The organism is Compostibacter hankyongensis, from assembly GCF_039541075.1.
In the GTDB taxonomy this organism is placed as follows: Bacteria; Bacteroidota; Bacteroidia; order Chitinophagales; family Chitinophagaceae; genus Compostibacter; species Compostibacter hankyongensis.
Map to the genome: position 1 here is coordinate 25,602 of NZ_BAABFN010000019.1, position 18,093 is coordinate 43,694.

Here is an 18,093-nt window from a genome sequence, read left to right on the forward strand (position 1 = left end):
GCTGGTGTATTAAAGGGTTAGTAATCTTTCTGAAAAATTAAAAATCTTCGTCGAGGCTGAAGGTCTGGGAAGCTTTATTAGCCATTACGCCGCTCTTCTGGTAATCGCCCACCCGTTTTTCAAAGAAATTGGTTTTACCCTGGAGGGAGATCATCTCCATAAAATCGAAGGGGTTGGAGACCTGGTATACTTTGGGATAGCCCAGCTCGCTAAGCCAGCGGTCCGCTACAAATTCAATATACTGGCTCATCAGCCGGCTGTTCATGCCGATGAGGTCTACCGGCAGGGCTTCGGTGATGAATTCTTTTTCGATCTTTACAGCGTCTGTGATGATATGGTATACCTGTTCCTGGGAAAGCTTGTTTTTCAGCATTTTGTAGAGCAGACAGGCAAATTCGCAGTGCAGGCCTTCATCGCGGCTGATCAGCTCATTGGAGAAGGTAAGCCCCGGCATAAGTCCTCTTTTTTTCAGCCAGAAGATGGAGCAGAAGCTGCCGCTGAAGAAGATGCCTTCCACGGCGGCAAAAGCCACCAGCCTTTCGGCGAAGTTGCCGTTCTCGATCCAGCGGAGCGCCCATTCGGCCTTTTTCTTTACAGCCGGTACGGTTTCGATGGCATGGAAAAAGCGATCTTTTTCCTTGGGATCCTTCACATACGTATCGATGAGCAGGGCGTAGGTTTCGGAGTGGATATTCTCCATCATGATCTGAAAGCCGTAAAAGCAGCGCGCTTCGGGTATCTGTACCTCGCTCATGAAGTTTACCGCCAGGTTCTCGTTGACGATACCGTCGCTGGCGGCAAAAAAGGCCAGCACGTGGGAGATAAAATGACGTTCCCCGTCGTTCAGCGAGGCCCAGTCTTTCAGATCGCTGCTGAGGTCTATTTCCTCGGCCGTCCAGAAGCTGGCCTCGTGCCGTTTATAGTGTTCCCAGACGGTCGGATAGTTTATAGGGAGGATCACAAAGCGGTCTTTGTTTTCCCGTAGCAGAATTTCTGGTTCGTTGCTCATATCTCAGGGTTTTATGATGACGTTGAAACGGTCCGCAAATTACCGGTATTTCCTAAACTTCAGGGGGCAGGTCCGCCTCTGCTTCCGCATGGGAAGCAGCAGGATACTTGCCGGTCGTTTGCGTGGTGTAAAACAAAAATAGGAAAGGCTCGGAATCGGGCGGCCTTTAGTTTTAAACACCCTGTGGATAAGGTAATATTAATAAAAATGTTATTTGTTGTAGGTTCGTTAATCGCTTTTTGTATCGCTTTTTGGCATAGTAATTGAACTTTTACCGGTAGCGTATTTTTTTACTCCTCCTCTTACGGGATATAACAGAGCAGACGGGAAGAAAGTTATTTTTTAAGCGCAATTGAATGTTAACCATAAAATAGGAGGTGTTATGAACAAGATCGTGAAATGGACCATGGTTGTACCGGCACTATTCGTCAGCGCGGCAGTTTTTGCACAATCCGGCATGAGTCCGGCCGGAGGAGGAACCCAGCCGGCCCCCGGTACAAGCCCCTCAGGAAATAATCCTTCTCAATTTGGCGCCGGGACGCCTTCTACTTCCCCGGCCCTGAATTCGGGAAACACGCTCAATACCGGTCCTGCAGGATCGACGGCCGATCCTTTCGGAACGCAGCCGGCACAAACGCCGTCCGCAGGGCAGACGCCCGGCAGCCTGCAGCAGCCGTCGCCTCAGGCAACCCAGCCGTCCCTGAGTCAACCCGCAGGGCAGACCCCGGACAATATGCAGCAACCCGCAGGGCAGGCGACACCTGACCTGCAGCACCAGCAGCCGGCCATAGCCCCGGCGATGGATACCGTACCGGGCGCCCAAAGCGGGAGCGACCCGTCGGCAACGCCCAGCCAGACTTCGCCCAGCGGCAATGCTCCGGTACAGTACATGGATACCTCCGCGGCATCTGCGCAGGACAACGGTAGTGTAAAACCGCCGGATGCTCCGTCAACGGTGGATTCAGCAGGATCTGAACCATAACGAGGGCTTGACGAAGATGAATGGATAAACTTTGAGTTTTATGTGGAAAGTGTGCATCCCCTGTTCACGTCTGGAGCAGGGGATGCTTTTTTTATTTATATTAGCAGACAGTACTTCTTCTGCCTATGCGAATATTCAGATCCTTTTTTCTGCTGTTGCCGGTGGTCCTCGTCGCCTCCTGTGCCCCAACCGGATTTTATCCCCTCGGAAAAAGCGCCCGGACCGCGTACCGGGATCAACAGAAAAAGATGAGCAGCGGCTACGGGGATTTTGTACCCGTGCAGTTGCCGCTGGATTCGCTGTCGGTGAGCAGTATCCTTGCTCCCTCTTCCAACTTTGACATCCGTACCCCCGATCTTGTGATCCTTCATCACACGGCGCAGGACGGTTGTATGCAGTCCCTTAAAACGCTGACCAACCCGGCTGTCCGCGGACGGGTCAGCAGCCATTACCTGGTCTGTAAGGACGGAACCGTATACCAGCTGGTCAATGAGCAGTACCGGGCCTGGCATGCCGGCGTCTCCAGCTGGGGGAACATTGCCAATGTCAACTCGGCATCTATAGGAATAGAGCTGGACAACAACGGACATGAACCCTTCGGCGAAAAACAGATCGCCGCCCTGCTGGTGATCCTGCATTCCCTGAAGGAGCGGTACCATATCCCTGTCGCCAATTTTGTGGGGCACGGCGATGTAGCGCCCGGAAGAAAGGTAGATCCCAGCGGATTTTTCCCCTGGAAAAAGCTGGCGGATAACGGTTACGGCTATTGGCAGGATTCAGTACTGGTAGCGCCGTCGGAGGATTTTGATTATAAAGCGGCCCTGCGGGTGATCGGCTATAACCTTCGTGATACCACCGCGGCCATCCTGGCTTTTAAGCGGCATTTTATCCCTGCGGATACCACCGCAGCGCTGAGCCCCGAAAACAAGCAAGTGCTCTATGATATCGAGCAGAAATATTTAACCCACTGACTCCTTAAAGGTTAAAGGCGAAAGGCACATTGCAGTTTAAAGGCCAAGGTCTAACGTCTAAAGTTGATCTGCCTGGAATGAAACTTTAGACCTTAGACTAAGGAGAACCTCAAATCAGAAATTGGAAATCAGAAACTTCAAATCAGAAACCCTCAGAATCTCGGCACCCCCTTCAGGTATTTTTCCCGGATCACCTCCTGGACGGGACGCCCGCTGACCTTGCTCTCCAGCCAGGAAATAATGTCGAGATAGAGAAAGGACCGTTTTTCATACGGATCCTCCGCAATCTTCTCCAGCCGGTCTTTCAGCGCCCGGAAAGCGCCCTGCAGCTTGCGGGGATCGGTATATAGATTTCGTCGCAGAAATACCATGATGGCTTCGATCACCTGGCTGAGGTCCCGGTGCCGTGCCAGGAAATGATAGACCGACCGTACCAGGTATTCCACCAGGCTGTAGTTCTCCAGCTCATAATGTGCAATGAGGTGAAGGATACGGGCAAAGCATTGCAGGTCTTCATGCAGGTTGCCGATGCGCATATTGATGATCCGGTTCAGGTACTCAATCGCGGATTGATTGTCGCCGCTGCCGAAATACAGACAGGCGATCTTATAATAAAAGACTACCACCCGGTGCGGGTCGAGGTTCAGGTGCAGGCTCTCCAGCTTTTCGGTGATAACCGGCACCACTTCCAGGCCTTCGGAAAAAGTGCCTTCCAGAAAATGCCGGTTGATGACAGCCGTGTACAGATAAACAAAAGCCGTGATATGCATGTTATCATCAAAGCGGTGGGCATGTTCCTCTACGTAGGTCTGCAGTGTGCGGAGGTCCTGCAGAAAACGCTCCCGGTTGCTGTTGTAGAAATGCGCCGTAAGCAGGTTGTGCATGGCTTTTATGTAAAGGACGGGATCGCTTTCCTTCAGCAGGGGATAGGTTTCAAACAGATTTACCCATTTCTGCGCATACCGGTAATACATCAGAAAATCCTGCAGCGCGTAATAGTACCAGCAAAAAGCCTGAAAGAGCTGCAGCTTTTCCTGCAGGCTCATCTTGTCGATCGCCGATCGCCGGGGCAGGTTGCTTTCGAAAAAATGACGGAGCAGCTGCTCATCTTTTTCATTGCGCACATGACCGATTTTCAGGTAAAGACCGTACATCTGCAACGAGAAGTTGCTCAGGTAGCTGATCCGGGCCAGCTGCCGGCTTAGCTGCCGCGATTCGAGGCTGAGCTGTTCGGCACGGTTCTCCAGTCCGCGCGTAATGTGCCGCGATTCGATCAGCTTCTCAAACTCAATGATCTCATGACAAAGGATCAGCTCCTGCCGCTCCCGGGCCTGGAGCTTTATCTTGGAAAGCATCTTCAGGCTTTGCGCATACAGACCTTTATCATAAAGCACCCGGGCATAGTCGCACTGTTCGCGTAGCTCGATGGCAGGGTCTTTCTCCTTGTACAGCAGGCGCAGGCTGGTCAGCAGGTGTTTGTAAAGATGAGCTTTCAGGTTGGAGAGCTGCTGTTTTTTGATGGCAGGGACTTTCCGGAAGAGCGCCTTCTCATCATAAACCTTCATTTTTTCCAGGGCATGAAAAAGCTGGATGAAAAGCTTGTCTTCCTTGTCCCTGTTTTTGTTCAGATAGAGCTGGAAATGCCTTTTTTCTGCCTTGGTGAGGGTATTTACCAGGTCGAACAAGGCCTCATTTATCTGGTTGGGCATCGGAATTGAATGTATTTAACTATTTGATATTTAATGTGTTTTGAAAAAACAAAACTGGTTTATGATCGTAATTTGAAACAAATAAAGTTATTACAATTTCCTGAGGTCATGTAGGTTTGAGAAATAAAAAGACACCGGTATGACGGAGATGCAATGGAACGCGGGCTGTTACGATGAACGCCACGGCTTTGTGGCGGAATACGGGAACGTGCTGCTGGATCTGTTGGATATCCGTCCGGGGATGGAGGTGTTGGATCTGGGTTGCGGTACCGGCCATCATGCTGCGAAGATGGCGGAGCAGGGAGCCGTAGTTACCGGGGTGGACAGTTCGCCGGACATGATCCGGCAGGCCCGCTTGCTATATCCGGGGATAAATTTTAAATTACAGGATGCGACGGCGCTTTCCGGGGAGCAGCAGTTCGATGCCGTTTTTTCCAATGCGGCGCTGCACTGGATGCAGGAGCAGGAAAAAGTCCTCGCCGCCGTTTGCGGTGTGTTAAAGCCCGGAGGACGTTTTGTGGCGGAGATGGGCGGCAAGGGAAATGTGGGCCTGGTCACCGGCGCCATAAGCGCGGTGCTCGAAAAGCACGGATATAAGACGCAGGCCGCCAGGAAAGTATGGTATTTCCCGGCCCCCGGCGCATATGCCGCCCTGCTGGAGCAGACCGGCTTTGTGCTGCGGCTGCTGCAGTATTTTGATCGCGAAACGCTTCTGGAAGACGCCGACAACGGTGTAGCGGATTGGCTCATGATGTTTGGAGGAGCGCTTTTTGAAGGGATACCCGAAGCGGAGCAGCAAGACCTGGCCCGGGAAGCGCAGGAGCTGCTGCGGCCTTCCTGCTATCGTAACGGGCGTTGGTATGCCGATTACAGGCGACTGCGATTTGTGGCGGAGAAACCCCTGCCGCCGGAGACGGAGGTAAAAGGTGAAAGGTAAAGGGTGAAAGGTAAAAGGCATTTTGCAGTTTAAGGTTCAAGGTCTAAAGCCTAAGGTTTCTTTCCAGACAAATCAACCTTAGATCTTAAACTTTAAACCTTAGCCTCCTGAACAAGAAATTGAAAACGAGAAACCGATTTTATGGGAAAAACATTGGTAGAAAAAATCTGGGACGCGCATGTGGTGAGCAGTCGCGAAGGGTATCCCGATGTGTTGTATATCAACACGCACTTTATTCATGAAGTGACCAGTCCCCAGGCCTTTGACGGTCTGCGGCGCCGGGGGATACCGGTATTCCGTCCGGAAAAAACGCATGCCACGGCAGATCATAACGTGCCTACGCTGAACCAGCATTTGCCGATCCGGGAAGCCCTCTCCCGGCATCAGGTGGAAATGCTTACGCGTAACTGTGAGGAGTTCGGCGTAGAGTTATACGGGCTGGGACATCCCTTCCAGGGCATTGTGCACATCATCGGGCCGGAGCTGGGCATTACCCTGCCGGGGATGACCATCGTATGCGGAGACAGTCATACTTCCACGCACGGCGCCCTCGGGGCCATGGCCTTCGGCATCGGCACTTCCGAAGTGGAGGAGGTCCTGGCTACGCAATGCATCCTGCAGTACAAGCCCAAGAAGATGAAGATCGAGGTCAACGGTACGCTAAAAAAGGGCGTCGTGTCCAAGGACATCATCCTGTACATTATTTCGCAGATATCCGCCTCCGGCGCTACGGGATATTTTGTGGAATATACGGGGTCGGCCATACGCGGCCTGAGCATGGAGGCTCGTATGACCATCTGCAACATGAGCATCGAGATGGGCGCCCGCGGCGGTATGATTGCCCCGGACGAAACCACGTTCAGCTATATCAAAGGCCGGAAGTTCGCCCCCCGGGGAGCCGATTGGGACAAAGCGATGGAATACTGGAAGACATTGTATTCGGATGAAGATGCGGTGTTTGACAAGGTGCTTTCTTTTGATGCTGCGGACATTACCCCGATGATCACCTACGGCACCAACCCGGGCATGGGCATGGGAGTGGCCGGTCATATCCCCGAGCTGGAAAGCTTTCCGGAAAAGGAAAAGGCCGCTTTCAAAAAATCGCTGGATTATATGAGCCTGCAGCCGGGAGCCGCCCTGCTGAACCAGCCGGTGGATTATGTATTTATCGGAAGCTGTACCAACGCCCGTATGGAAGATCTCCGTATGGTGGCCAACTTTGTAAAGGGTCGGAAAAAAGCCGAGCATGTGCAGGTATGGGTGGTGCCCGGATCCAAACAGGTAGAGGAGCAGGCCCGTGCCGAAGGTATCGACAAAATCTTCGAGGAGGCCGGATTCCAGCTGCGCGAGCCGGGCTGCAGCGCCTGCCTGGGGATGAATGAGGATAAGATACCTGCCGGGAAATATTGCATATCCACCTCCAACCGCAACTTTGAAGGCCGGCAGGGCCCCAATGCGCGGACCTTCCTCGCCAGCCCGCTGACGGCGGCCGCCGCTGCGGTGACCGGCAAGGTGGTGGATGTGCGGGAAATGATATGATTGATTTGATGATTTGATGATGTGCTGATTTGATGAGGGAACGATTTTAAAGAAATGCAATTAGAAAATTATGTCCAAACGTACCTTTAAACACCTCGTGTCGACGGCAGTGCCGCTGTCCATCGAAAACGTGGATACCGACCAGATCATCCCGGCCCGCTTTCTGAAAGCGACCACCCGGGAAGGTTTTGGAGAAAACCTGTTCCGCGACTGGCGTTACGAGAACGATGACGAAAGCCGTCCGAAAAAGGATTTTGTGCTGAACGACGCCACCTACTCCGGGAAGATACTGGTAGCCGGCAAGAACTTCGGTTGCGGCTCTTCGCGGGAACATGCCGCCTGGGCTATCGCCGACTATGGATTTGATGTGGTGGTCAGCAGCTTCTTTGCCGATATCTTTAAAAACAATGCGCTGAACAATTTCCTGTTGCCCGTCACCGTATCGGAGTCTTTTCTGCAGGAAATCTTTATGGCCGTGAAGAACGATCCGCAGGCCCGGCTGGAAGTGGATCTGCCCGGGCAGGTGATCCGGCTGACCGGCGGTGGCGAGGAGCATTTTGACATCAATCCTTATAAAAAGGAATGTCTTATCAACGGCTATGATGATATCGACTTTATCCTTAGCCAGCAGGATAAGATAAAAGCATATGAGGCCAGCCGGCTGTTTAATTTTTAGTCGCCTTAACCTCCTACTCCCTAAGGGGGAGAGGTGTAAGGTGAAAGGCATTTTGAGTTTAAAGTCTAACGTCTGAGGTTCCATTCCAGGCAGATCAACTTTAGACATTAAACTACTGAACCAGAAATCAGAAACGACTACATGGGAATCAACAAAAAAATACTGGTCATCCCCGGCGACGGTATCGGGCAGGAAGTAACGGAATGGGGGAAACAGGCCCTGCAGGCCATTGCCGAAAAGCATGGACATACTTTCTCGTTTGACGAGGCTTTGATGGGGCATGTGGCCATAGAAGCCACAGGAGATCCCCTGCCGCAGGAAACGCTGGACAAGGCCAGGGCCTCCGATGCCATTCTCTTTGGGGCCATCGGCCATGCCAAATACGATAACGACCCTTCGCTGAAGGTACGGCCGGAACAGGGCTTGTTAAAGATCCGCAAGGAGTTGGGACTGTATGCCAACCTGCGTCCGATCCGCCTGTTTGACGAATTGCTCGGAGCTTCCAGCATCCGCCCGGAAATCCTGAGCGGCGCCGATATCCTGTTTTTCCGGGAACTGACCGGAGATGTGTATTTCGGGGAAAAGAAAAAGGCAGAGGACGGCAGCTGGGCTTCCGATCTGATGAGCTATCAGCGCTATGAGGTGGAGCGCATCGCCCGCAAGGCCTTTGAGGCTGCCCGTGCAAGACGCAGAAAACTCTGCTCGGTGGACAAGGCCAATGTGCTGGAAACTTCCCGGCTCTGGCGCGCAGTAGTGCAGCAGATCGCAGCGGAATATCCCGATGTGGAAACCGAGCATATGTTTATCGACAATGCCGCCATGCAGCTGGTAAAAGACCCGAAACGTTTTGATGTGGTGCTGACCGCCAATCTTTTCGGGGATATCCTCACCGATGAGGCTTCGCAGATCGCTGGCTCCATGGGTATGCTGGCATCGGCCTCCGTGGGAGACACCACCGGCTTCTATGAGCCGATCCACGGATCGGCGCATGATATTGCCGGCAAAGGTATCGCCAATCCCCTGGCGTCCATCCTGTCTGCCGCGCTGATGCTGGAGATATCCTTCGGGCTGAAAGACGAGGCCGAAGCGCTGGTAAAGGCGGTGGACCATACCCTGAAGCAGGGCTACCGGACCCTGGATATTGCCGACAAGAAAATACCCAACGATTTTGTGCTGGGTACCTCGGCTATGGGAGGCAAGGTGATTGCATTGTTACAGTAAGGCGATGACAGACACGGCTCAGGCCGGATAAATCCGTTATAAAATTATTAAACCCATGATCATGGATGATAAGAACCGCGTTTACATTTTTGACACCACGTTGAGAGACGGGGAGCAGGTACCGGGCTGCCAGCTGACGACGAAGGAGAAGATAGAGATTGCCCGCGAGCTGGAAGCGCTCGGTGTGGATGTTATCGAGGCCGGCTTCCCGATTTCCAGTCCGGGTGATTTCCAGAGCGTGGTGGCAATATCACAGGCGGTCAGCGCTCCCGTTATCTGTGCGCTGACCCGCGCCAACCGTAAGGATATCGAGGTGGCGGCGGAAGCGCTCAAACAGGCCAAACGTCCGCGTATCCATACGGGTATCGGGTCGTCCGATATGCATATCAAATACAAGTTCAACAGCACGCGCGAGCAGATCCTGGAACGGGCAGTCGATGCAGTGCAATATGCCCGCAAGTTCGTGGATGATGTGGAGTTCTATGCAGAAGATGCCGGCAGGGCCGACGATGCATATCTGGCGCAGATGGTGGAAGCCGTCATTGCCGCCGGAGCCACGGTGGTGAACATTCCGGACACCAACGGCTACTGCCTGCCTGAGCAATACGGCGCCAAGATCAAATACCTCAAGGATCATGTTCCGAATGTGGAGCAGGCCATCCTTTCCGTGCATTGCCACAACGACCTCGGTCTGGCTACGGCCAATGCCATTGCCGGTCTGAAGAACGGGGCGCGGCAGGCAGAGTGTACGATCAACGGCATCGGGGAGCGGGCCGGAAATACTTCCCTGGAAGAAGTGGCCATGGTGCTCCGTACGCATCAGGCGACCCTGGGGCTGACCACCGGTATCGATCCCAAGAAATTTTATGCCATCAGCGGTATGGTCTCCGATATGATGCGGATGCCCGTGCAGCCCAATAAGGCCATTGTAGGCCGCAATGCTTTTTCCCACAGCTCCGGCATTCATCAGGATGGCGTGCTGAAGCACCGGGAGAACTATGAGATCATCAATCCGGAAGATGTGGGCCTGGCCTCGAACTCCATTATCCTTACCGCCCGCAGCGGGCGGCATGCGCTGCGGCATCACCTGCTGCGGCTGGGCTACGATGTGCAGAAAATAGATATGGATGAGGTATACGAACGTTTTCTCATGATGGCAGATGAGAAAAAAGAGATCGGCGATGAGGAATTACGCAGCCTGGTATCCGGCAAACCTGCCCGGGCCTGATCAAGGAATTGTCCCGCACCTTTAAGTGCGTAAGCATAAAGATTTTATTAGGCGATTCATTATGTTGTAACCCGCGGTGTCTACCGCGGGTTTTTTTATGCTTAACCGGGTTATTTACCCTACAGCTTAAACCCTATCGTCAGGATAATATTGCTTCCACCGGAGGTAAGGGCGGCGGGTTGGGGAGAGGGGATACCTGCGTCGTTGGCCGTCACGTAATAGGGCTGGTCTTCGTCCTTTTCCCGGTTGTATACATAGGTCAGATCGGCGAAAAAGCCCCCGTTGCGGTAACCCAGGCCTCCGCTGTATAAAAGCTGGTCGCCTTTGACATTGCTGTCCTGGTAAGGGCTGCCGTACCAGGCCACGCCGGCCCGAACGGCCATTACGTTAAACTTTACTTCTCCGCCCAACCGCAGGTTAGAAGCTCCTTTGTACATGTCCTTGATAGAGCGGTTCAGCGCATCGGCCTGATCTTTGGCGGTGGCGCCGCCCAGGCCGGAGCCGCCGTCGTCGCGGTTGAAGCGGTACTTGGCTGCGGCATAGTTGACATACTCGTAATCGGCGGTGATGAAGCCGTGTACCGGAGCATCCACCCCGTCATTGAAAAGATAGGAGACGCTGGCCAGCGCATGCCAGGGCGTGGTGAGGTTGTAATCGTATTCCCCGGGATAACCGTCGGTAATATCCTGGGTGGAGGAGGTCAGCAGTCCCTGGTCGGTGGTGCTGGTGGTGACCCGGGTGGAATAGGTATCGTGCAGGGTGTATACCGTGGGAGTATGAAAAGCCGCACCCAGCCGCAGCGCAGGCTGGGGGCTGTAGATAAGACCCAGCTTGCCGTTGATGCCCACGCCGTTGGTATGGAGACTGTTGTCGACATCAAAATAGTTCAGCACGGAGTTCTTATCCTGTGTATTGGTTTCCCGGAAAGTCTGGCTCCGGTCGTAATTGATAGAGGGGATGTTCAGGCTGGCGCCGATAAAGAGCTTGTCGTCGTAATTGCCGGCTACGGACAGCGAAAATTCATTGATGCCGCCCTTGCTGGAGATGGAATTGGATTGCTCCAGCGGATGGCCGTTGCTGATGATATCGCTGGGGAGGGCGGCCCAGTCTCCCGTAGGATTGTTGTTGTCATCCAGTACCGGGTCGATGAGATAGGTGCGGATCGCCTGGCTGGGCCCGAACGGGTAATTGTCCTGTGCGCCATCCAGATCGGTCTCGCCCTGCAGCTGCAGCCAGTAATTATCCGAGTAGGAAGAGAAATTGCTTTTGTCGCCTTTTATGGTGCCGGTATAATACAGGCTGCGATTGAAGTTGGCCAGACGGTTCACCCCCAGTCCGAAAGTGACATTTTTCCAGCGGCTGTCGTTGTTTTTGCGGCGGGGATTGCTGGCAAAGATCAGGCCTATCTGTTGGAGGAAAAGGCTGCTTTTGGAATCGGAAGCCTGGTTGTCGTAATAGGTGGCATCCGTATTCAGGCTGCGGAAGCCGGGCGTTATGGTCAGCTCGTTGGTCTTGAAAAGGCCGATGCCTGCGGGATTGACGGACATGGCGCTGACGTCGCCGCCCAGCGAGCCCATGGCGCCTCCGATAGCCTGAGTGCGTGCATCGCCTCCCGAGGTAAGACGGCTGTAACGGAGCGCATCGGTTTCGTCCTGCGCCTGTGCGGCAACGATAGATAAAAAAACAAGAACGGCTGATAAAAGGGATCGCTTCATGGTCTTATTCCGTTTGACAAAGTAGCTTTATTCCTGGCTGGAAGATTTAAAAATGACGGCTGCGCTTGAACCGGCTGTTGCGGATGGAAAAATCCCTCCCGCTTGAGACGGGAGGGATTGAATGCTTTGTTTTTATTTACCGCCGCGGGGCAACGGACCTTGACGGTGCGCTGCTGGGGCTGCTGAAGCTCCGGCTGGGTGCGGAGAAGGTACGCGTCGGCGTATAAGACCGCTGCGGAGGAGTATAGGACCTTCTCTGCTGGGGAGCGACGGTGCGCTCCGGAGCACGTCTTTCGTTGCTGTTACTGTTATTGCTCCGGAATATCCGCAATCCCCGACGGGGCGCTGTTTCAGTATTTGCCGGACGTTCATCGGACGACGGACGGAACACCCTCCGCGTAGTAGTCGGCCGCGTGCCGGTGCTGCGCTCGTCCGTGCTGCTGCGGAACACCCTTCTGTTGCCGCTCCGGTCAACCGTATTGCTTTCGCCGGGTCTGAACACCCTTCTGGGGGCATTGACGCTGCTTTCGGAAGGCTTTGTGCTCGTTCTTACGGTGCCTGCTGCGCCCGCCCTCGAAGTAAAGCTGCGCCGCGGACCTACCGTAGTGGCCGGCCGGCGGTAGCCATAGGCATATTTACCGTTGAGATAGCCGTTGTAATAGCCATTCCAGTATGGGCTGCCCCAACCGTGGTAGTAACCGCCACCCCAGCCCCATCCGGGATATCCCCAGCCAAGACCGCCGCCCCAGCCCAGGCCAAAGGAAAGGGAAGGATACCAGAGCGAGGAGTAGAAGGGGGAATAGCCCAGGCCGAAGGACCATCCGGGCGTATAGCTATACCAGAAAGGATTCCCGAAGCCCATCGGGGTATTGTAGTAATAGTAGTTGGAATTATAAAATGCGCCCGGGTTGTCGAACAGGTCAAAACGGCGGCCATAGTCGTAATCGCTGCTGTATTCATCGTCATAGGTGTCGCCGTTCTCGTAGGTGACATAATTGCCGTCGTCCTCCGGGGCGGCAGCGGCGTAGCCGTTGTCGTCCGTGCTGTACTGCTCTTCTGTAGCGGCAGGAGCGCTTGTCGACTGCTGAACCGGAGAGTAATATACGTCATCCGGCGTCTGCCCCGACCGGTAGGTCGTTGCGCACCCCCCCAGCAGCAGGGCGGCGGCGAGCAGGTATATGGATATCGGTTTCATTGTGTATGGGTTTAATGTTTCAGATCACACATCATGCCGGCAGCGCTCTGCTGCCTGTATGACAGGCTCTCTTCCGTAAAGATAATGGTTTTTTGTGGTCTGGCCACACCGTTCATCCAATTTTCGGGAGGGCTTCAGCGGATAGCAGGGCAGACAAAATACGCCGCAGAATCTGGGATTTTCATTGTACGTTTGTGGCGTTTTTTCCGGCAGGAATATTTCAAAAAACGCGCCAATTCAACATTATGAGTAAAGAGATCACCCCCCGTCAGCAGGATTATGCCCAGTGGTATAATGATCTGATCATCAAAAGCGGGCTGGCTGACTATTCGGCAGTACGGGGTTGCATGGTCATCAAGCCCTATGGTTTTGCCCTTTGGGAAAGAATGCGGGATGAGCTGGACCGGATGTTTAAGGATACCGGTCATCAAAACGCCTACTTCCCCCTTTTTATCCCCAAGAGCTTTCTCAGCCGGGAAGCCGCTCATGTAGAGGGTTTTGCCAAGGAATGCGCCGTGGTGACCCATTACCGGCTGAAGAACGATCCCGGGGGTGCGGGGGTGATCGTGGACCCGGAAGCAAAGCTGGAGGAGGAGCTCATCGTAAGACCTACTTCGGAAACCATCATCTGGAATGCTTATAAAGACTGGATAAAATCCTACCGCGATCTTCCCCTCCTGATCAATCAGTGGGCCAATGTGGTGCGCTGGGAAATGCGGACCCGCCTCTTTCTGCGGACCTCCGAATTTCTCTGGCAGGAAGGGCATACCGCCCATGCCACCGCCCCGGAAGCCGAGGCGGAAGCCCGGCAGATGCTGGCCGTATACGCCGATTTTGCAGAACGCTATATGGCTCTGCCCGTCGTCCGGGGTGTAAAATCTCCGGCAGAGCGCTTTGCCGGAGCGGTAGATACCTATTGCATAGAAGCTCTCATGCAGGACGGCAAAGCCCTGCAGGCCGGTACCTCGCATTTTCTGGGCCAGAACTTTGCCAAAGCCTTTGATGTGCAGTTCCTTACCCGGGAGAACAAGCTCGAACACGTATGGGCTACCTCCTGGGGGGTCTCCACGCGGCTGGTGGGCGCACTGGTCATGGCGCACAGCGATGATGAAGGCCTCGTGCTGCCCCCCCTGCTGGCTCCCCTGCAGGTAGTGATCGTCCCGATCTGGAAAGGAGCGGAGCAGAAGGCCCTCATTGATGCGAAGGCGGATGAGATCAGCGCCGAGCTGAAAAAAGCGGGTATCCGGGTAAAATACGACGACAGCGACAATGTGCGCCCGGGCTGGAAGTTTGCGGAGTACGAAATGAAAGGCGTGCCGGTACGGATTGCCCTGGGTGCGCGGGACCTGGAGCAGAACGTTGCCGAGGTGGCGCGCCGGGATACCCGGGAAAAAATGAGCCTGTCGCTGGATAACCTTGCCGCGAGGATAAAGGACCTGCTGGATGATATCCAGCAGCAGATATACCGTGCGGCATCCACCTACCGGGAAGAGCACATTACCCCGGCCGACGATTTTGATACCTTCCGGAAAATCCTGGATGAGAAAGGCGGTTTTGTATCCGCCCACTGGGACGGTACCGCGGAAACCGAGACCAGGATAAAGGAGCTGACCAAAGCTACGATACGCTGTATACCGCTGGATAATCCCCCCGAAGAAGGAAAATGCATCCTCAGCGGCAAGCCCTCCCGCGAACGGGTGCTCTTTGCCCGGGCCTACTAAGCCCCACTCTCTAAAGGGGAAATAGAGGTGAAAGGTGAAGGGTAAAAGGCATTTTAAGTTTAAAGTCTAAGTATCATTCCAGGCAGATCGACTTTAGAAGTTTGAGATTTGAAGTTTCTTGTTTAAGGTTTAGACCTTCGATTATTTGATGAACTTCAAACCGGAAACCCGGAAACGTCAAACCGGAAATCAGAGACCCGGAAACCGGGAAGCAAAAAGGCCCCGGAAAAATCCGGAGCCCTTGCTAACCTATAAACCTATATGAAACAAACAAACCTGTACCTAAGGCGCTAAATTATTTTATCAATTTACAATGCTGCCCTTTACATTGTTCAGCGCATACGAGTAGATGTCGGAAACACCGTCTTCCCCGATATAAAATCCCTGCAGTACCACATTATTACCCTGCTTTTGCAGCGCTTCCTTCAGGTCGTCCACTGATTTTATCAGGGTGCTGCCGGCCTTCAGGATGATAAAATCCGGATGCATATCGGTTTGCTGCCGGATCAGGCCGCTGCCGATATTGACCACGACCACTCCGCCGGAGATGCCCAGCTTCTGGGCATATTTTTCCGGCAGTTCCCGGAAATCGGCGCCCAGCACATCCAGGATGCCGGCTTTTACGATATCGGTGGTGCCGTTTTCATTTTTCAGCGTTACCCGCGTGGTGTATTCCTTCCCGTCCCGGGTATAGGAAACCTTTACCACATTCCCCGGCCGGTAGTTGGCGATTACGCTCAGCAGCTCGTTCTGGGTATGAACCTCCTGATCGTCTATCTTCGTAATGAGGTCTCCTTTTCTGAGGCCTGCGCTTACGGCGCCTCCGTTGGAAGTCACTTCATCTACCTTTACGCCTTCCGGCTCATTGCTGTTGCCGTTGTAAGAGATCTGATAAGCCTTGCTGGGGTTGGGCTGCTGGAGTTGTATACCCAGGTAGGCCCGTTGTACCGTTCCGTATTTGAGGATATCGTTCACCACTTTTTTCACGAGATTGGACGGCACGGCATACGCATAGCCCGCGAAGGAACCGGTGGGGGAGGCAATGGCCGAGTTAATGCCTACCAGCCGGCCCTGCGTATCCACCAGGGGACCGCCGCTGTTGCCGGGGTTCACCGCTGCATCGGTCTGTATATAGCTTTCGATGGGGTTGATGCCCTCGTCGTTGATCCCCAGCTTGCGCGATTTTGCGCTGATGATGCCGGAGGTAACGGTGGACTGCAGGTTCAGCGGATAACCGCAGGCCAGCACCCATTGTCCTACCTTCGTCTGGTCGGAATTGCCGAATACGATATAAGGAAGGTCCTTGGCGTCGATCTTGATCACAGCCAGGTCAGTGTTCGGATCCTGTCCCACGATCTTGGCCTTGTAAGTTTTGTTGTTGTTGAGCGTAACGGCGATCTCTCTTGCCCCGTCGATCACATGATTGTTGGTGACGATGTAGCCGTCTTCCGCGATGATCACACCGGAGCCGGAAGCCATCTGGCCCGGGCGGTAATAATGACCACCGCTTCCGCCCCCGAAGAAATCGGAGAAGGGGTTCCCGAACATCCCGCCAAAGGGATCCTGCTGGGAATGGCCGGCGCTCACCTCACGGGGCGGCGTTTTTGTTTTAATATGCACCGTGGCGGGGATCACAACGCTGGCAGCCGGACTAAAGTCCACCGCATCCGCGGCTTCGCTGCTGTTATAGCTGACATAATGCGCCGGCATCCGGTTGCTGTCGGTAAGGTAAATATCCTCGTGCTTGGCAAAATAATGGTCGTAGGCAAATACACTGCCCACTGCGGTAGCGCCGCTGATGAGGACAATCGTGGCGATATTTTTGAGTTTCATGAGCATGAATTTTTTTCCATCGGTAAATGCGGTTCGCAGCGGTGGCCGCAAGGGCTTTCTGCGGTTTTGCATGGTCTGTTGCAAAATTAACGCCTGAAGAAACAAATACAGACAAGCCCACAGTCACTTTAACAATACTTTAGGCGAAAGGTTAAAGAAAGGTAAAAGGTGAAGGGTCAAAGGCGAAGGGCATTTCAAGTCTAAAGTTTATCTGTCTGGAATGGAACTTTAGACCTTCGGCTTTTAAACCTTAGACTTCCGGAAACCAGAAACCGGAAATCCCGAACCGGGAATCCCTTTTCAGCGAAGTCCCCGGAAGAAAGTCATCGTGTCTATGCCGTCGGCATAGTCGGTGAGGCCGGGTTGCTGGGCTTTGCCAAAGGGAAGATGTCCGTGGCCGGCGATACACTGGATGCGTTCATCCGCCATCAGGCGCTCTCCCGGGCGGTCGCCGGGGGCATAGGTCTGATAATGCAGTACGCTGATGGGGGAGTAGGGCGAAGCGTCGTCGGTCAGCAGCATGAACCCGGTAGACAGATAAGGCTGGTTATTCAGGAGCTGCAGCGCCAGGTTATAATCGTAGTTATTGCGGTATTTGTGATGCTCGCCGAACTCGACATACTTTTTCAAGGCCTCCAGCAGCGGTATAAAATCATATCCTTCGGGTACGTACAGCTGGGTGACATTGCGGCATCCCAGGCCGAAATAAAGACAGATATCATCAGCCAGCAAAGACAGTTCTTCCGTGGTTTCCGATCCGTCCAGCAGGGCAACAGAAGTCCGGTTCCGGCGGATGATATGGGGGTACTTGGAGAAGTAGTAGTCGAAGTACCGGGCAGAATTGTCGCTGCCGGTAGCGATGTAGGCTGCGCAATCCTTCAGCTGGGGAGCGATGCGCACCCGCTGAAGGGTGGCCGGCTCCCAGCGGTACAGCTGCTCCAGAAGATGGGGCAGCAGTACCGCGTCTTTGGAAGAAAGCTTGATACGAAGCGGATGCCCGCTGATAAAGCCGCAGAGAAAATCATGAAAGCCCACCAGGGGAATATTGCCGGCCATGACGATGCCCGTTTCCGCCGCGGACAGCCGGTCGGGTACTTCATAATGCCGGGCCCAGCTGTGCAACAGCTCCGGCCGGAGCAGCTCATTGCAGCAGTTGTGCAGGGCAAGCCGTATAAAACCGGGTGTGAACCAGGGATTTTCCCGGGCGGCTGCGGCAATGATCGCATCCAGCTCCGGAGCGGGGCTGTCCAGGTATTCGCCCAGCCGGGCCATCAGGGCAATGCGCTTGTCCAACGGTAATTCCATCTCAAAAATTATAGATTTAGCACAAGATAGTTTACTTTTGTCCATGCAAAAG

The 18,093-nt window shown here is 54.0% G+C and carries 14 protein-coding genes; 8 read left to right on the plus strand and 6 right to left on the minus strand.

Annotation, left to right across the window (positions count from 1 at the left end):
- Positions 1–37: 37 nt before the first annotated feature.
- A complete protein-coding gene (locus tag ABD851_RS14530; protein WP_344980545.1) occupies positions 38–1,009 on the minus strand; it encodes a ribonucleoside-diphosphate reductase small subunit in 972 nt (323 codons plus the stop codon).
- A gap of 382 nt (positions 1,010–1,391) precedes the next feature.
- Here ABD851_RS14530 and ABD851_RS14535 point away from each other — a divergent pair, with 382 nt between their 5' ends.
- Both ABD851_RS14535 and ABD851_RS14540 read left to right on the plus strand, forming a co-directional pair.
- Entirely contained in the window at positions 1,392–1,991 is a 600-nt protein-coding gene (locus tag ABD851_RS14535) for a hypothetical protein (RefSeq protein ID WP_344980547.1), read from the plus strand.
- 125 nt (positions 1,992–2,116) lie between these two features.
- The gene (locus ABD851_RS14540) at positions 2,117–2,962 is read left to right on the plus strand and encodes an N-acetylmuramoyl-L-alanine amidase (RefSeq protein WP_344980549.1); all 846 of its coding nucleotides are present in this window, start codon (positions 2,117–2,119) and stop codon (positions 2,960–2,962) included.
- A 152-nt stretch (positions 2,963–3,114) separates the two neighbouring features.
- On the opposite strand, the gene ABD851_RS14545 is transcribed toward ABD851_RS14540, so the two are convergent.
- Positions 3,115–4,671 carry a hypothetical protein gene (locus ABD851_RS14545; protein ID WP_344980551.1) on the minus strand — a complete coding sequence of 519 codons (1,557 nt, stop codon included), beginning with the start codon at positions 4,669–4,671 and terminating at the stop codon, positions 3,115–3,117.
- A gap of 139 nt (positions 4,672–4,810) precedes the next feature.
- Here ABD851_RS14545 and ABD851_RS14550 point away from each other — a divergent pair, with 139 nt between their 5' ends.
- From ABD851_RS14550 to ABD851_RS14570, 5 genes are all read left to right on the plus strand, one after another.
- A complete protein-coding gene (locus ABD851_RS14550) occupies positions 4,811–5,608 on the plus strand; it encodes a methyltransferase domain-containing protein (protein WP_344980553.1) in 798 nt (265 codons plus the stop codon).
- A 141-nt stretch (positions 5,609–5,749) separates the two neighbouring features.
- Positions 5,750–7,147 carry a 3-isopropylmalate dehydratase large subunit gene (gene leuC / locus ABD851_RS14555; protein WP_344980555.1) on the plus strand — a complete coding sequence of 466 codons (1,398 nt, stop codon included), beginning with the start codon at positions 5,750–5,752 and terminating at the stop codon, positions 7,145–7,147.
- 70 nt (positions 7,148–7,217) lie between these two features.
- A complete protein-coding gene (leuD, locus tag ABD851_RS14560; RefSeq protein ID WP_344980557.1) occupies positions 7,218–7,823 on the plus strand; it encodes a 3-isopropylmalate dehydratase small subunit in 606 nt (201 codons plus the stop codon).
- A gap of 141 nt (positions 7,824–7,964) precedes the next feature.
- Positions 7,965–9,044: a 3-isopropylmalate dehydrogenase gene (gene leuB / locus ABD851_RS14565; protein ID WP_344980559.1), complete on the plus strand. Its 1,080-nt coding sequence runs from the start codon at positions 7,965–7,967 to the stop codon at positions 9,042–9,044.
- Positions 9,045–9,105: 61 nt separating this feature from the next.
- Entirely contained in the window at positions 9,106–10,272 is a 1,167-nt protein-coding gene (locus ABD851_RS14570; protein ID WP_344980561.1) for a 2-isopropylmalate synthase, read from the plus strand.
- Positions 10,273–10,391: 119 nt separating this feature from the next.
- Here ABD851_RS14570 and ABD851_RS14575 read toward each other — a convergent pair whose 3' ends face one another.
- Positions 10,392–11,987, minus strand: coding sequence for an OmpP1/FadL family transporter (locus ABD851_RS14575; protein WP_344980563.1), 1,596 nt, complete (start codon positions 11,985–11,987; stop codon positions 10,392–10,394).
- A 136-nt stretch (positions 11,988–12,123) separates the two neighbouring features.
- Positions 12,124–13,182: a hypothetical protein gene (locus ABD851_RS14580; protein ID WP_344980565.1), complete on the minus strand. Its 1,059-nt coding sequence runs from the start codon at positions 13,180–13,182 to the stop codon at positions 12,124–12,126.
- A gap of 245 nt (positions 13,183–13,427) precedes the next feature.
- On the opposite strand from ABD851_RS14580, the gene proS reads away from it, so the two are divergent.
- A complete protein-coding gene (gene proS, locus ABD851_RS14585; protein WP_344980567.1) occupies positions 13,428–14,903 on the plus strand; it encodes a proline--tRNA ligase in 1,476 nt (491 codons plus the stop codon).
- Between the two features lie 303 nt (positions 14,904–15,206).
- Here the strand turns inward: proS and ABD851_RS14590 are convergent, their stop codons facing one another.
- Both ABD851_RS14590 and ABD851_RS14595 read right to left on the minus strand, forming a co-directional pair.
- Positions 15,207–16,736 carry a S1C family serine protease gene (locus tag ABD851_RS14590; RefSeq protein ID WP_344980569.1) on the minus strand — a complete coding sequence of 510 codons (1,530 nt, stop codon included), beginning with the start codon at positions 16,734–16,736 and terminating at the stop codon, positions 15,207–15,209.
- Positions 16,737–17,036: 300 nt separating this feature from the next.
- The gene (locus tag ABD851_RS14595; protein WP_344980571.1) at positions 17,037–18,041 is read right to left on the minus strand and encodes an aldehyde dehydrogenase family protein; all 1,005 of its coding nucleotides are present in this window, start codon (positions 18,039–18,041) and stop codon (positions 17,037–17,039) included.
- Positions 18,042–18,093 lie beyond the last annotated feature (52 nt).

Coding starts and splice junctions, on each gene's coding strand:
- proS (WP_344980567.1), top strand. CDS start 13,428: ATGAGTAAAGAGATCACCCCCCGTCAGCAGGATTATGCCCAGTGGTAT.
- ABD851_RS14540 (WP_344980549.1), top strand. CDS start 2,117: ATGCGAATATTCAGATCCTTTTTTCTGCTGTTGCCGGTGGTCCTCGTC.
- leuC (WP_344980555.1), top strand. CDS start 5,750: ATGGGAAAAACATTGGTAGAAAAAATCTGGGACGCGCATGTGGTGAGC.
- ABD851_RS14550 (WP_344980553.1), top strand. CDS start 4,811: ATGACGGAGATGCAATGGAACGCGGGCTGTTACGATGAACGCCACGGC.
- ABD851_RS14545 (WP_344980551.1), bottom strand. CDS start 4,671: ATGCCCAACCAGATAAATGAGGCCTTGTTCGACCTGGTAAATACCCTC.
- ABD851_RS14575 (WP_344980563.1), bottom strand. CDS start 11,987: ATGAAGCGATCCCTTTTATCAGCCGTTCTTGTTTTTTTATCTATCGTT.
- leuB (WP_344980559.1), top strand. CDS start 7,965: ATGGGAATCAACAAAAAAATACTGGTCATCCCCGGCGACGGTATCGGG.
- ABD851_RS14570 (WP_344980561.1), top strand. CDS start 9,106: ATGGATGATAAGAACCGCGTTTACATTTTTGACACCACGTTGAGAGAC.
- ABD851_RS14530 (WP_344980545.1), bottom strand. CDS start 1,009: ATGAGCAACGAACCAGAAATTCTGCTACGGGAAAACAAAGACCGCTTT.
- ABD851_RS14580 (WP_344980565.1), bottom strand. CDS start 13,182: ATGAAACCGATATCCATATACCTGCTCGCCGCCGCCCTGCTGCTGGGG.
- leuD (WP_344980557.1), top strand. CDS start 7,218: ATGTCCAAACGTACCTTTAAACACCTCGTGTCGACGGCAGTGCCGCTG.
- ABD851_RS14595 (WP_344980571.1), bottom strand. CDS start 18,041: ATGGAATTACCGTTGGACAAGCGCATTGCCCTGATGGCCCGGCTGGGC.
- ABD851_RS14535 (WP_344980547.1), top strand. CDS start 1,392: ATGAACAAGATCGTGAAATGGACCATGGTTGTACCGGCACTATTCGTC.
- ABD851_RS14590 (WP_344980569.1), bottom strand. CDS start 16,736: ATGAAACTCAAAAATATCGCCACGATTGTCCTCATCAGCGGCGCTACC.